Raw genomic sequence first — 13,094 nt, forward strand, 5'->3', positions numbered from 1 at the left:
TCAGTCCTGGATGCGCGCAAACGGGCTGGCTTCTTCGAGCTGAAAGGCCAATTGCAGCAGGCGGCGTTCCTGTCCGGTGGTCGCGCCGAACATCATCCCGATCGGCAGCCCGGTGGCGGATCGTCCCAGCGGCAGCGAGATCGCGGGGTCTCCGGTGATGTTGGCCAGCGGGGTGAACGCCACCCACTCGGTCAGCCGGTCGATGATCTGCTGATAGTCCGCAGTCGGGTCCAGGTGCCCCACCGGCGGAGTCACCTCGGCCAGGGTCGGGGTCAGCAGCACGTCGTACTGAGCGCCCAGTCGTGCGGTGATCCTGCGCGTCCGGGACAGCCGTGCGATGGTCAGCGGCATCCGGTGCAGGTTACGGGCTGCCAGTTGTTCCAGCCCGAGGGTGAGGTTGTCCAGTTTGTGACGGTCGAAGCTGGGCCCGAAGGTCTTCTTTCCGCCACGCACCAGGGCGAACGCCAGCAGCGACCAGTACAGCAGGAAGTCGTTGATGAAGGCCTGCGGAATCGGGTTGGCGATCTGGGTGACCCGGTGCCCGAGCCCCTCCAGCAGCGCTGCGGTCTTGCACGTCGCCTCGCGGATCTCCGGGCTGGCTTCGCGGGCAATCGATTCCGTGGTGAAGGCAATCCTCAGCGGGCGGTCACCGGGGCCGGTCACGTCGCCGATGGCAGGCATCTTCGGGTTGCGCCACAGCAGTTCGGCCTCCCGATAGAAGGCCGCGGTGTCGCGCACCGACCGGGTGAGGACGCCGTTGGCGACGATGCGCAGCGGCATCTGACGCATCTGCTTGTCCAACGGCAGCCGGCCGCGCGAGGGTTTCAGTCCGACAAGGCCATTGCAGGCCGCCGGAATCCGGATGGAGCCACCACCGTCGTTGGCGTGCGCGATGGGGACCACCCCAGCGGCCACGAAGGCGCCCGAGCCCGACGATGAGGCACCGGCGGTGTGATCGGTGTTCCACGGGTTGCGCACCGCACCGAGGCGGGGATGCTCGGCGGCGGCACTGAAGCCGAACTCGGAGAGCTGGGTCTTGCCCAGCGCCACCAGACCGGTGCCCAGGTAGGTGCGCGCGAAATCCCCGTCGGCCGGGGCGGCCCGCGGCGTCCAGGCATCGGTGCCGTCCATGGTCGGCATACCGGCGACGTCGGTGTTGTCCTTGACGAAGGTGGGCACGCCGGAGAAGAAGCCACCGTGCGGGCGGGCGCCGCGGGCGGTGTCGAACGCCCGGTGGGCCAATCCGTTGAGCGCGGGATCGACGGCCTCGGCGCGGGCGATCGCGGCCTCGATCACCTCGGCGCGCGATACGGCGCCGCTGCGCAGCGCGGCGGCGAGCCCGACCGCGTCCAGATCACCGAGAGCGTCATCACCGAATGCGTGGATACGTGCCATGGCGCCGACGGTACCAGCACGTACCAGAACGGTCCGCAAAAGCACAGAACCCCGCGTCACCGAGATGACGCGGGGTTCTGCTGGGTTCTTACTAGGCCTGGCCGACCTCGAACCGGACGAACCGGGTCACGGTCACGCCGGCCTCGTCGAGCAGCGCCTTGACGGACTTCTTGTTGTCCGACACCGACGGCTGATCGAGCAGCACGACGTCCTTGTAGTAGCCGGTGACGCGACCCTCCACGATCTTGGGCAGCGCCTGCTCCGGCTTGCCCTCCTCCTTGGCGGTCTCCTCGGCGATACGACGCTCATTGGCGACGACATCGGCCGGCACGTCCTCACGGGTGAGGTACTTGGCCTTCAGCGCGGCGATCTGCAGTGCGACCGAGTGTGCGGCCTCCTGCGAGTCGCCGGTGAACTCGACGAGCACGCCCACCGCGGGCGGCAGATCGGCGGCACGCTTGTGCAGGTAGGTCTCGACCTGGCCGTCGAAGTACGTCGCGCGGCGCAGAACGAGCTTCTCGCCGATCTTGGCCGACAGGTCCGCGATGGCCTGCTCGACGGTGATGTCGCCGATCTTGGCTGCCTTGAGGGCGTCGACGTCGGCAGCCTTGGCGGCTGCGGCGGCGGTGACGACCTTCTCGGCCAGCTCCTGGAACTCTGCGTTCTTCGCGACGAAGTCGGTCTCCGAGTTCAGCTCGATCAGTGCACCGTCCTTGGCTGCCACCAGCCCCTCGGCGGTGGCGCGCTCGGCGCGCTTGCCGACGTCCTTGGCACCCTTGATACGCAGCACCTCGACGGCCTTGTCGAAGTCGCCGTCACTCTCGGCCAGCGCGTTCTTGCAGTCCATCATTCCTGCGCCGGTCAGCTCCCGCAGTCGCTTGACGTCGGCAGCGGTGTAGTTCGCCATAACAGCTGTCTCCTGGAGATTAAGAGGCGTCGGTGGTGGGCTCGGCGGCAGCAGTGCTGTCGGCGGCGGGGCTGGTCGTGGCTCCCGCCAACAGCTCCTGCTCCCACTCGGCGAGCGGCTCGACGGCGCCTTCCTGGCCGGCCTCGGTCTTGCCGGCACCGGAACGGGCCTGCAGGCCCTCGGCGACCGCGGAGGCGATCACCTTGGTCAGCAGGGCGGCCGAGCGGATCGCGTCGTCGTTACCCGGGATCGGGTAGTCGACCAGGTCGGGATCGCAGTTGGTGTCCAGGATCGCGATGACCGGGATGTTCAGCTTGCGAGCCTCGGCAACCGCCAGGTGCTCCTTGTTGGTGTCGACGACCCAGATGGCCGACGGAACCTTGGCCATGTCCCGGATACCGCCGAGGCTGCGCTCGAGCTTGTTCTTCTCACGCGTGAGCATGAGGATTTCCTTCTTGGTGCGACCCTCGAAGCCACCGGTCTGCTCCATGGCCTCAAGCTCCTTCATCCGCTGAAGGCGCTTGTGCACGGTCTGGAAGTTGGTGAGCATGCCGCCCAGCCAGCGCTGGTTCACGTACGGCATGCCGACGCGGGTCGCCTCTTCGGCGATGGACTCCTGCGCCTGCTTCTTGGTGCCGACGAACATGACGGATCCGCCGTGAGCGACTGTCTCTTTCACGAACTCGTAGGCCGAGTCGATGTAGGTCAGCGTCTGCTGCAGATCGATGATGTAGATGCCGTTGCGGTCGGTGAAGATGAACCGCTTCATCTTGGGGTTCCAGCGTCGGGTCTGATGCCCGAAGTGAGCGCCGCTGTCGAGCAGCTGCTTCATGGTTACAACAGCCATGGCTGTGCCTTGCTTTCGTTGTCGGTTGACGTCCGGAATCGGGTGAATCCGGACCCTGGCGACTGCGGCTGCCGGACCTGACTCGGTTTCCCGGTTCAGGACCGCCCGGCATGCTGGTGCAACCTGAGGAGCGGGTTGCGGTGCAGACGCGCGAAGTCAGCCCACGGATGTGAGCTGCGGGGAGAAGTTTACACCGTGGGAACCTGTGCTTTGACCACGCAAGTAGTGCACAACCGCCGGTTCATCCACAGCTTGCCCGGACGGGGCTTCCTTGGCCTGGATCGAAGCGCTGAACTGGGCTGATGAGGGTTCTGACGATGCTCATCATGGCGGTATTGGCCGCCACCGCAACCGCCACCGCGACGGCGGAGGCGGGCCGGCTGCAGTGGCCGGTGCGGCCCTCGGCGGTGGTGACGCGCGGTTTCGACGCACCGTCGCCGAACTGGACGCGCGGGCATCGCGGCGTAGATCTGGCCGCAAGTGCAGGTCAGACCGTGTTGGCGAGCGCCGGCGGCACGGTGGTGTTCGCCGGTGAGCTGGCGGGCCGGCCGCTGGTGTCGGTCCAGCATCCGGGTGGGTTGCGCACCAGCTACGAGCCGGTGCGCCCGGCCGTGCGGGCCGGGCAGCGAGTGGAGGCCGGCGCCGCGCTGGGTGTGCTCCTGGACGGTCACGCGGGCTGCCCGGTGCGGGCCTGCCTGCACTGGGGTGCGATGTGGGGGCCGGCCTCGCGCGCGGACTATGTGGACCCGCTGGGACTGCTGGCGTCGACGCCGATCGTGCTCAAGCCCGTGGATGGGCCTGATCGTGCACCGCACGCAGCCGCGCGACCGTGACGTGGGTGTAGAGCTGGGTGGTGGCCAGCGTCGAATGACCGAGTAGTTCCTGGACGACGCGCAGGTCGGCGCCACCTTCCAGCAGATGGGTCGCGGCGCTGTGGCGCAGCCCGTGCGGGCCGATGTCGGGGGCACCGTCGACGGCGGCCATCGTCTGGTGCACCACGGTGCGGGCCTGCCGCTGGTCGAGGCGGGCACCGCGCGAACCCAGCAGCAGCGCCGCGCCGGACGACGCCTTCACCAGCTCCGGGCGGCCGCGGTCCAGCCAGGCCGCCAGCGCGTCCTCGGCGGGCTCGCCGAACGGCACCGTGCGCTGCTTGTTCCCCTTGCCGAGCACCCGCAGCAACCGGCGCGAGCGGTCGACATCGTCGATGTCCAGCCCGCACAGCTCGCTGACCCGGATACCGGTGGCGTACAACAGCTCGACGATCAGCCGGTCCCGCAGGGCCATCGGATCACCTTGTTGCGCACCCGAATTCAAGGCGTCCATGGCGTCGAGCGCCTGATCCTGACGCAGCACCGACGGCAGCGTGCGGTGCGCCTTCGGGGTTTGCAGCCGGACCGCCGGGTCGGTGCTCAGCAGGCCGCGGTGCAGCGCCCACGCGGTGAACGTCTTGATCGCCGAGGTGCGCCGAGCCAGCGTGGTACGCGCCGCCCCGGCACCGGCCTGGGTGGCCAGCCAGGACCGCAGCCTGGGCAGGGTCAGCGTGTCCAGACCGCCGCCGGTGAAATCGAACAACGACCGCAGATCACCCAGGTAGGCGCGGCGGGTGTGCGCCGAACGACCTCGTTGCAGCGCCAGGTACTCGTCGAACTCCTCCAGCAGGGGTTCGAGGTCGGGCTTGCTCACCGTCCTACCGTCGCAGATGCCCGCGGGCTGTCTAGTGGACGCGCCGCAGCGTGTCCGGGGTGAGATCGGCCAGCCCCGGGTAGCCGTCGATGGCCATGGTCAGATCGAGCTCGGCCAGCAGTGAACGCAGCACGTGCACCACACCGTCGGTGCCGCCGAGCGCCAGGCCGTAGACGTAGGGCCGCCCCACACCGACCGCGGTCGCGCCCAGCGCGAGGGCCTTGACGATATCGGCGCCGCTGCGGATGCCGGAGTCGAACAGCACCGGCAGACCATCGGCGGCGGCCACCACATCGGGCAGGCAGTCGATGGCCGGGATCCCGCCATTGGCCTGGCGGCCGCCGTGGTTGGAGCAGTAGATGCCGTCGACGCCGGTGTCGCGGGCGCGGCGCACGTCGTCGGGGTGACAGATGCCCTTGACCACCAGCGGCAGCCGGGTCAGCGACCGCAGCCAGGTGACATCGTCCCAGGTGACGGGCTGACCGAAGGTGGACACCCATTTCAGGATGGCGCCCTGCGGGTTCTCCTCCGGCGACTGCGGCAGGCTCGACCGGAAGACCGGGTCGCTGAAGTAGTTGGACAGGCAGTGTCCGCGCAGCTGCGGGAAGTTCGAGGTGCTCAGGTCGCGGGGACGCCAGCCGGGCACCCAGGTGTCCAGGGTCACCACGATGGCCTTGTACCCGGCCGCCTCGGCCCGCGCCACGAAGCTGGCCGCCAGATCGCGGTCCTTCGGCGTGTAGAGCTGGAAAAACCCCGGGGTGTCGCCGAATTCCGCGGCCACATCCTCCAGCGGGTCGGCGGTCAACGTGGACACCGTCATCGGCACCCCGGTGCGTGCGGCGGCGCGGGCAACGGCCAGATCGCCGTGGCCGTCGCGGCTACATATGCCGGTGACGCCGATCGGCGCCATGAACACCGGCGATCCCAGCGTGATCCCGAAGAGGTCGACGCTCAGGTCGCGTTCGGTGGCGCCGACACCCATCCGCGGCATCAGGCCCCAGTGGTCGAAGGCGCTGACATTGACGCGCTGGGTCCGTTCGTCGCCGGCACCGCCGGCGACGTAGGACCACACCGACGGTGACATCGCCGCCTGTGCCCTGGCCTCCAATTCGGCGAACGCCATCGGCAGCGAGGGCACCACCCCGGCCAGTCCCTGCAGATAGATCTCGAGCTGGTAATCGCCGAATGCCATGGGATCAGTCTCGCTGGCTCGCCTCCGCCTTGGCCAGTTCCGCCTTCCATTGCCGGAAAGTTTCTTCGGTGCGCCCGCGCCGCCAGTACCCCGAGATGGACGCCCACTTCGCCTCCACCCCGCGTTCCTTGCGCAGGTAGGGACGCAGATTGTGCATGACGGCCTGCGCCTCACCGTGGGCGAACACCTGGACCTGGCCGGGCAGCCACAACATCTCCTTGACCGCGGCGACCAGTGGCGCGTTGTCCCCGGCCTTGTCCTCGCTGACCAGGTCGGCGCGTCCGCCTCGGTAGATCCAGTGCACGTCGACCCCGTCGGGCGCCGTGAGTGCAATCTCGTCGTCGGGTCCGCTGACCTCGATGAAGGCCTTGCCGATCGCATTGGGCGGCAACGCTTCCAGCGCCGCGCTGATCGCCGGCAGACCGGACTCGTCACCGGCCAGCAGATGCCAGTCCGCGGCAGGGTCGGGTGCGTATGCGCCGGACGGCCCCATCAGGTAGGCCGGTTGGCCGGGCTGGGCGGCGGCGGCCCACGGGCCGGCCACGCCCTGCTCCCCGTGCACGACGAAGTCGATGGCGATCTGGCGCAGCGAGTCGTCGACCGATCGCACGGTGTAGGTGCGCACGGCGGGGCGCTTGTTCTCGGGAAGCACGTTGAAGCTGTCGAGCGTGAGTGGGTGCGGCAGCGAAACGATGTCGACGTCCGGGGCGACGATGACGATCTTGACGTAGGAATCGGTGTAGTCGCCGGGGGTGAAGGTGTCGAATCCGACGCCACCGAGCACCAGTCGGATCATGTGCGGTGCCAGCTGTTCAGTGCTGATGACCTCAAATGTGTGAATCGGACGTCCCGCCATAGTGAGCCTCCCACAATACTTTTAGCTGATCTCATGACCACTGTACGAGTAGCCGCCCACCGATGGTCGGCTACCGCGCTGCCGGTGCTGCGCCCCGTGCGATCCGCCACTGCCCTTCGTGGCACTCGACGCGACCGGTGATCTCCAGCAGCGCCAGCGGACCGAGTACCTGCTCAGCCGGTATGCCGGCATCCACGGCGATCTGCTCGATACTGTGCAGACCCCGCGCCGGCAGCGCCTCGTACACCAGCGCCTCTTCCCGGGAGAGCCCGTCCAACGGGGTGTGGGGATGCTCGGGATCGTCGGCAAGTTCGCCCATCTTCCCGACGATTTCGATGATCTCTTCGGCGCGGCTGATCAGCTGCGTGGATTTCCGCCGCAGCAGCACGTGGCAGCCCGCCGACGCCGCAGAGGTCACCGGGCCCGGCACCGCACACACCACCCGTCCCATCACGTCGGCCCACGCGGCGGTGTTGGCCGCCCCGCTGCGCAGGCCAGCCTCCACCACGACGGTCGCACCGCTCAGTGCGGCGACCAGCCGGTTGCGGGTCAGGAACCGGTGCCGCGCGGGCCGCACCCCGGGCGGGTATTCGGTCACCAGCAGCCCACTGCCGCCGATCCGGTGCAGCAACGCGGAATGCCCTGCGGGATAGAGCACGTCGATCCCGCCGGCCAGCACCGCCACCGTGACCCCGTCGACGCCGAGCGCCGCACGATGGGCCGCCCCGTCGATGCCATAGGCACCGCCGGACACCACCGCGACATTGCGTTCGGCCAGCCCCGCGGACAGGTCGGCGGCGACGTGTTCACCGTACGCGGTGGAGGCCCGGGTACCGACGATTGCCGCGGCCCGGGCGGCCACCTCGTCGAGCCGGGCCGGGCCGATCGCCCAGAGCACCATCGGGTGTCGGCCGGATTCCTTCTTCTGCACCAACTCGGCATTGAACACGGTGAAGGCCAGATGCGGCCATTCCGCATCGTCCGTAGTGATCAGACGACCGCCGCGACGGTCCAACATCTCCAGATCCGCTGCGGCACTGTCGATGTGTGAGCGCGCGTTGACGCGGCTCTGCATCTCTTCGGGCGCCAGTCCGGCCTTGATCCTGGTAGCCGCCTCCACCGGACCGACATCGGCCACGAAGTTGGACAAGGTCGCGCACGGTGACTCCGCCACCCGCGACAGGTAGGCCCACGCGCGCCGCACGGTGTCGTCGGTCATGACACACCGCCCTGCCGGAAGCTCAGCGCCGTCGCGACATGCTCCGGCGTCGGTGAGTTCACCCCGGCCAGATCCGCGATCGACCATGCGATGCGCAAGGTGCGGTCGGCACCACGCAGGTTGAGCTTGCCGCGGTCGACGGCGGCGCGCAGCACCGCCATCGTGGCGTCACTCGGACGGAATTGCTGGCGCAGAGCGGGTCCCGGCACCTCGGCATTGGTCCGCACCCCGATCGGTGTCCACCGCGCCGCCGCCGCGGCGCGCGCGGCGGCCACTCTGCTGCGCACCGCGGCGGTCGATTCGCCCACCTCGTGGGTGAAGGCACCCGCACGGATCGGATGCATCTCGACCTTCAGATCGACCCGATCCACCAGCGGGCCCGACAGCTTGCCCTGATAGCGGCGTTTGGCGCCGGCATTGCACAGGCAATCGTTCGGGTCGGTCGGCGCACAGGGGCACGGATTGGCGGCCAGGATGAGCTGGAACCGGGCCGGGTAGCGTGCCACGCCGTCACGGCGAGCCAGCCGAATCTCGCCTTCCTCCAGGGGAGTTCGCAGCGATTCCAGCACATGGGTGCCGACTTCGGCGTACTCGTCGAGGAACAGCACCCCGCGGTGCGCGCGGCTCACCGCACCGGGGCGCGCGATTCCCGTTCCCCCGCCCACCATGGCGGCCACCGTCGAGGAGTGGTGCGGGGCGATGAAGGGCGGCCGGGTGATCAACGGAGTGTCGGGAGACAGCGTCCCGGCGATCGAATGGATGGCGGTGACCTCGATGGCCTCCTCCTCGGTCAGCGCCGGAAGCAGCCCCGGCACCCGTTGCGCCAGCATCGTTTTGCCAATCCCCGGCGGCCCGGTCAGCATCAGATGATGCGCGCCCGCCGCGGCGATCTCCACCGCCACCCGCGCCGCGGTCTGCCCGATCAGATCCGCGAGGTCGCGACACTCCGGCGGCACATACGGCGCCGCGTCGGTGACCCGTCCCGCGAGCGCGACCTTGCCGCGGAACCAACCCTGCAACTGGCGCAGCGTCTGCACGCCCCACACGTCGATACCGTCCACCAAACTGGCCTCGGCCAGATTGTCGACGGGCACCACCACCGCCTGCCAGCCATCGCGCTTGGCCGCCAGCACCGCCGGCAGCACACCCTTGACCGGGCGGACCCGACCGTCGAGTGCGAGTTCACCGAGCAGCACCGTCTTCTCCAGCCGCGCCCACGACTTCTTCAGGTGCGCCGACAACACCGCTGACGCCAAGGCCAGGTCATACATCGAACCCACCTTGGGCAGAGTGGCCGGGGACAACGCCAGCGTCAGACGGGTGTCCGGCCACGTGTTCCCGCAGTTGGTGATCGCCGCCCGCACCCGGTCCCGGGATTCCTGCAGTGCCGTGTCGGGCAGCCCCACCAGGTGCACGCCCGGCAGCCCGCCGGTGATATCGGCCTCGATCTCCACCGTGATGCCGTCCAGACCGCGAATCGCGACGGCGAAGGCGCGTCCCAGAGCCATCAGCCGACCGCCTGCAGATGGGTGAGCTCCGGTGTGCGGGTACGGCCGAACCGCACCCCGATCACATCGATACGCACCCCCGACCAACTCCCGCCGCCACAGGCCAGCCACAACCCCGCCAGCCGTCGCAGCCGACGGACCTTGTCCGGGGTGACCGCGTACGCGACACCGCCGAACCGGTCGGTGGTGCGCGCCTTCACCTCGACGAAGACAACCACCCGCGCCGCCTCGTCCAGCGCGATGACATCCAGTTCGCCGTACCGGCACCGCCAATTGCGCTCCAGCACCGTCAAACCCAAGGCTTCCAGATGCTGCACCGCCAACTGCTCACCGAGTGCACCGATCTCGGCGCGAGTCCAGGTTTCCATGAACCCACCCTCGCCGAGACCGCCGACAGAACCGCCGCAGCCAGACGCAGAAAGCCCTAGTTATCCCCAATCACCGATTCATCCACAGGGTCAGCCCAGGGCGCCGGTGTCCTTCGCGACGATCGCCTCGACATCCGCGCGCACCCGCTCCAACTCCGCGCGCTCCTGCTCGGAGTACTCCCGGGCCGTGTCATCGAGCACACACACCGTCCCCACCACCCGGCCCTCACCGTCATGCACCGCGACACCCAGGTAATTGTGCAGACCGAACTCGGTCTCATCCTCATTGCCCGCGAACGTCTCATCGGTCCGCGAATCCTGAACGTAGAGCGCCTCATCGGTATCGACGACCCGTTCGCAGTACAGCGGTGTCCGGCTGGTGTCCTCACCGGCCTTCTTTCCGGCCGCCCCGACCGTGTAGTGCTGGGTGGCTTCACCGGCGGTGGCCGCGACCACCATGGCATCGGGTTCCGAACGCATCACCAGGACGGATTTGACGCCCAGCCGGGAGGCCAGCGCTTCGAGTTGAGGAGTGAGCGCGGACAGCGCCGGAGTGGAATCGGTGGCAAAAGGTTCGGCTGGGGTCATGGCCGCGATTATGGTCACACCTCTCCCGTCGCACAACCATTGTGCTCACCGGGCAGTCACATTCGCGAATATTTCGTCAGCGCAACGCTGTACAAGCCGTACGCGGCGAAACCGACTGCCGCCGCCAACAACGTCGCCTGACCGTACTCCGTCTGACCCAGCGCTCTCACCGACGCATCCAGTCCCGTCGCCCTCGACGGATCGTGCAAGAACGAGGCGCCCAGGACCAAGATTCCCGCCCCGAAAAGCACGATGCCCTCCCCGATATGGCCGATGAAGCCCAGCGTTGTCATCAACCGTCCACCCGGCACCGTCAGGTCTGCAAGGAACTTCCGAGATGCGCCCTTGTAGATGAAGTACCCGCCGAATGCCGCGATCGCCACACCTACGGCGACCAGAACAGCTTTACCCCCACCGGACTGCATCAACCGGGCACTCAGTCCTTCGGCCCGCTCACTCCCGCGCCTTCCCACGCCCACCGCGAACTGCACCGCCGCGAAAGCCAACGCCAGGTACACGAGCGCAAGTCCCAACGCCTTGAGCCGGTTCACCGGCGGCGTGTGCCGCTTGTCAGCATGGGTGCTCTCGCCCGGATGCAGACCCAGCACGACCTCGGCCAGTCGCCACATCGACAGCGCGAACAGGCCGAACGCCACCACCCACAACGACATCGAACCACCGCGTTGCTCGGCGAGCACCGCCAAAGCCCCGGTCTGGTCGGCCTCGCCCCGGAAACCGAACGCGATCCGCACGATGATGTAGGCGATCAAGAGGTGCAGCAATCCACTCACGGGATAGCCGGCACGGGCGATCGCCTCGACAGTGCGACTTTCGGTGGCACGGTTGACCGCGCCCTTGAACGTCATCCAGCCACTGCCAGGTCGAGCACCGTGCACGTCTACCCGCCTTGCATGTTCGAAAGGGACTCTCCGACCAACGGTATAGCGGCACGTTCTGTCGGACGGTTTCGGCATATCGCACGCCTTGACCTCAACACCCGTTGAGGTTCTACGTTGGCGGAGACAACGACGACGAGAGGAACCCAGTGGCTGAATACACACTGCCAGAACTCGATTACGACTATGGCGCGCTGGAGCCCCACATTTCCGGGCAGATCAACGAGATCCACCACAGCAAGCACCACGCCACCTACGTCAAGGGCCTCAACGACGCCCTGGCCAAGCTCGAAGAAGCCCGCGCCGGCGACGACCAGTCGGCGATCTTCCTCAACGAGAAGAACCTCGCCTTCCACCTCGGCGGACACGTCAACCACAGCATCTGGTGGAAGAACCTGTCCCCCAACGGCGGCGACAAGCCCGAAGGCGAACTGGCCGCCGCCATCGACGACCAGTTCGGATCCTTCGACAAGTTCCGCGCCCAGTTCACCGCCGCGGCCAACGGCCTGCAGGGATCGGGCTGGGCCGTGCTGGGCTACGGCAGCCTGGGCCAGCGCCTGCTGACCTTCCAGCTCTACGACCAGCAGGCCAACGTGCCCCTGGGCATCATCCCGCTGCTGCAGGTCGACATGTGGGAGCACGCCTTCTACCTGCAGTACAAGAACGTCAAGGCCGACTACGTCAAGGCCTTCTGGAACGTCGTCAACTGGGCCGACGTCGCCGACCGCTACGCCAAGGCCACCGCCAACACCGGCGGACTCATCTTCGGCTGAGTCGGGTTTCGCGCGCGTCAAAAACGGGGACACCGCAGTCCATGAACAGAAGCTCCAGCACCGTCCACGGTGCGGTGGACAAGGCGACCGACAACGACGCCTTCCAGTACGCCGCGCGTGCGGGCTACGCAGCGAGTGGAGTCCTGCACCTGCTGCTGGGCTACATCATCCTGCGGCTGGCCCTGGGCACCGGCGGCAACGCCGACCAGTCCGGGGCGCTGGCGGCCCTGGGCGCGCAGACCGGCGGCCAGGTCATGCTGTGGATGGCAACGGTCGGGCTGTTCGCGCTGGGGCTGTGGCATCTGGCCGAGGCGGTCGTGGGCTCCAAGCCCAGCGAGCGCTCCGGCGACGACGATTCACCAGCGTGGAAGCGTGCCAAGTCGGTGGGCCTGGCGATCGCCAACTTCGCGATCGCCTTGTCCGCCATGCGGTTCGCGACGGGCTCCGGTCAGTCCAGCGGCCAGCAGAACTCAGGCCTGTCCGGCCAGCTCATGCAGTCCGGCTGGGGTAAGGCACTGCTGATCGCCGTCGGTCTCGGGGTGCTCGCCGTCGGCGGCTACCACGTCTACAAGGGCGTGACCAAGAAGTTCTTCAAGGATCTGCGGGTATCCGGCGGAACCGGTATCACCGCTGTCGGTGTCGCCGGATTCGTCGCCAAGGGCCTGGTGCTCGCCGGCGCCGGCATCCTGGTCATCTTCGCCACGCTGCAGGCCGATCCGGCCAAGGCCTCCGGTCTGGACGCTGCGGTCAAGACGCTGGGCCAGGCCCCGTTCGGCAAGTTCCTGCTCATCCTCGCCGCCCTGGGCATCGCGGCATTCGGCGCGTACAGCTTCGTGCGCAGCCGCTACGGTCGGCTCTGACC

14 protein-coding genes are annotated in these 13,094 nt (G+C 68.1%); 3 read left to right on the forward strand and 11 right to left on the reverse strand.

What is annotated here, in order from left to right:
* The 3 genes from EXE63_RS03475 to rpsB form a co-directional block, all read right to left on the reverse strand.
* Positions 1 to 1,395 carry an amidase gene (locus EXE63_RS03475; protein ID WP_168140816.1) on the reverse strand — a complete coding sequence of 465 codons (1,395 nt, stop codon included), beginning with the start codon at positions 1,393 to 1,395 and terminating at the stop codon, positions 1 to 3.
* 91 nt (positions 1,396 to 1,486) lie between these two features.
* Positions 1,487 to 2,302 (reverse strand): translation elongation factor Ts, encoded by an 816-nt coding sequence (gene tsf / locus EXE63_RS03480; protein ID WP_168140817.1) that lies wholly within the window; start codon positions 2,300 to 2,302, stop codon positions 1,487 to 1,489.
* 19 nt (positions 2,303 to 2,321) lie between these two features.
* Entirely contained in the window at positions 2,322 to 3,149 is an 828-nt protein-coding gene (rpsB, locus tag EXE63_RS03485; protein ID WP_168140818.1) for a 30S ribosomal protein S2, read from the reverse strand.
* 302 nt (positions 3,150 to 3,451) lie between these two features.
* Between rpsB and EXE63_RS03490 the strand changes: the two genes are divergently transcribed.
* Positions 3,452 to 3,982, forward strand: a complete 531-nt coding sequence (locus EXE63_RS03490; protein WP_168140819.1) for a M23 family metallopeptidase — start codon at positions 3,452 to 3,454, stop codon at positions 3,980 to 3,982.
* On the opposite strand, the gene EXE63_RS03495 is transcribed toward EXE63_RS03490, so the two are convergent.
* The 8 genes from EXE63_RS03495 to EXE63_RS03530 all read right to left on the reverse strand — a co-directional run bounded on the left by EXE63_RS03495 (position 3,930) and on the right by EXE63_RS03530 (position 11,429).
* A complete protein-coding gene (locus EXE63_RS03495; RefSeq protein WP_168140820.1) occupies positions 3,930 to 4,832 on the reverse strand; it encodes a tyrosine recombinase XerC in 903 nt (300 codons plus the stop codon). The two genes, EXE63_RS03490 and EXE63_RS03495, sit on opposite strands and share 53 nt — an antisense overlap.
* A 31-nt stretch (positions 4,833 to 4,863) precedes the next feature.
* Positions 4,864 to 6,024 (reverse strand): lactate 2-monooxygenase, encoded by a 1,161-nt coding sequence (locus EXE63_RS03500; RefSeq protein ID WP_168140821.1) that lies wholly within the window; start codon positions 6,022 to 6,024, stop codon positions 4,864 to 4,866.
* A gap of 4 nt (positions 6,025 to 6,028) precedes the next feature.
* Positions 6,029 to 6,880, reverse strand: a complete 852-nt coding sequence (locus EXE63_RS03505) for a siderophore-interacting protein (protein WP_168140822.1) — start codon at positions 6,878 to 6,880, stop codon at positions 6,029 to 6,031.
* A gap of 70 nt (positions 6,881 to 6,950) precedes the next feature.
* Entirely contained in the window at positions 6,951 to 8,099 is a 1,149-nt protein-coding gene (dprA, locus tag EXE63_RS03510; RefSeq protein WP_168140823.1) for a DNA-processing protein DprA, read from the reverse strand.
* The gene (locus tag EXE63_RS03515) at positions 8,096 to 9,607 is read right to left on the reverse strand and encodes a YifB family Mg chelatase-like AAA ATPase (protein ID WP_168140824.1); all 1,512 of its coding nucleotides are present in this window, start codon (positions 9,605 to 9,607) and stop codon (positions 8,096 to 8,098) included. The genes dprA and EXE63_RS03515 overlap by 4 nt, the downstream gene beginning before the upstream one ends.
* Entirely contained in the window at positions 9,607 to 9,975 is a 369-nt protein-coding gene (locus tag EXE63_RS03520) for a YraN family protein (protein WP_168140825.1), read from the reverse strand. Before EXE63_RS03520 ends, EXE63_RS03515 begins: the two co-directional genes overlap by 1 nt.
* A 90-nt stretch (positions 9,976 to 10,065) precedes the next feature.
* The gene (locus EXE63_RS03525) at positions 10,066 to 10,563 is read right to left on the reverse strand and encodes a GAF domain-containing protein (RefSeq protein WP_168140826.1); all 498 of its coding nucleotides are present in this window, start codon (positions 10,561 to 10,563) and stop codon (positions 10,066 to 10,068) included.
* Between the two features lie 56 nt (positions 10,564 to 10,619).
* Entirely contained in the window at positions 10,620 to 11,429 is an 810-nt protein-coding gene (locus tag EXE63_RS03530) for a DUF1206 domain-containing protein (protein ID WP_168140827.1), read from the reverse strand.
* A gap of 179 nt (positions 11,430 to 11,608) precedes the next feature.
* Between EXE63_RS03530 and EXE63_RS03535 the strand changes: the two genes are divergently transcribed.
* Both EXE63_RS03535 and EXE63_RS03540 read left to right on the forward strand, forming a co-directional pair.
* A complete protein-coding gene (locus tag EXE63_RS03535; RefSeq protein WP_168140828.1) occupies positions 11,609 to 12,232 on the forward strand; it encodes a superoxide dismutase in 624 nt (207 codons plus the stop codon).
* A gap of 41 nt (positions 12,233 to 12,273) precedes the next feature.
* Positions 12,274 to 13,092: a DUF1206 domain-containing protein gene (locus EXE63_RS03540; protein WP_168140829.1), complete on the forward strand. Its 819-nt coding sequence runs from the start codon at positions 12,274 to 12,276 to the stop codon at positions 13,090 to 13,092.
* Positions 13,093 to 13,094 lie beyond the last annotated feature (2 nt).

Origin of the sequence: Mycolicibacterium frederiksbergense, assembly GCF_012223425.1 — a bacterium.
Classification (GTDB): Bacteria; Actinomycetota; Actinomycetes; order Mycobacteriales; family Mycobacteriaceae; genus Mycobacterium; species Mycobacterium frederiksbergense.

Coding starts and splice junctions, on each gene's coding strand:
- EXE63_RS03475 (WP_168140816.1), bottom strand. CDS start 1,395: ATGGCACGTATCCACGCATTCGGTGATGACGCTCTCGGTGATCTGGAC.
- tsf (WP_168140817.1), bottom strand. CDS start 2,302: ATGGCGAACTACACCGCTGCCGACGTCAAGCGACTGCGGGAGCTGACC.
- rpsB (WP_168140818.1), bottom strand. CDS start 3,149: ATGGCTGTTGTAACCATGAAGCAGCTGCTCGACAGCGGCGCTCACTTC.
- EXE63_RS03490 (WP_168140819.1), top strand. CDS start 3,452: ATGAGGGTTCTGACGATGCTCATCATGGCGGTATTGGCCGCCACCGCA.
- EXE63_RS03500 (WP_168140821.1), bottom strand. CDS start 6,024: ATGGCATTCGGCGATTACCAGCTCGAGATCTATCTGCAGGGACTGGCC.
- EXE63_RS03505 (WP_168140822.1), bottom strand. CDS start 6,880: ATGGCGGGACGTCCGATTCACACATTTGAGGTCATCAGCACTGAACAG.
- dprA (WP_168140823.1), bottom strand. CDS start 8,099: ATGACCGACGACACCGTGCGGCGCGCGTGGGCCTACCTGTCGCGGGTG.
- EXE63_RS03515 (WP_168140824.1), bottom strand. CDS start 9,607: ATGGCTCTGGGACGCGCCTTCGCCGTCGCGATTCGCGGTCTGGACGGC.
- EXE63_RS03520 (WP_168140825.1), bottom strand. CDS start 9,975: ATGGAAACCTGGACTCGCGCCGAGATCGGTGCACTCGGTGAGCAGTTG.
- EXE63_RS03525 (WP_168140826.1), bottom strand. CDS start 10,563: ATGACCCCAGCCGAACCTTTTGCCACCGATTCCACTCCGGCGCTGTCC.
- EXE63_RS03530 (WP_168140827.1), bottom strand. CDS start 11,429: ATGACGTTCAAGGGCGCGGTCAACCGTGCCACCGAAAGTCGCACTGTC.
- EXE63_RS03540 (WP_168140829.1), top strand. CDS start 12,274: ATGAACAGAAGCTCCAGCACCGTCCACGGTGCGGTGGACAAGGCGACC.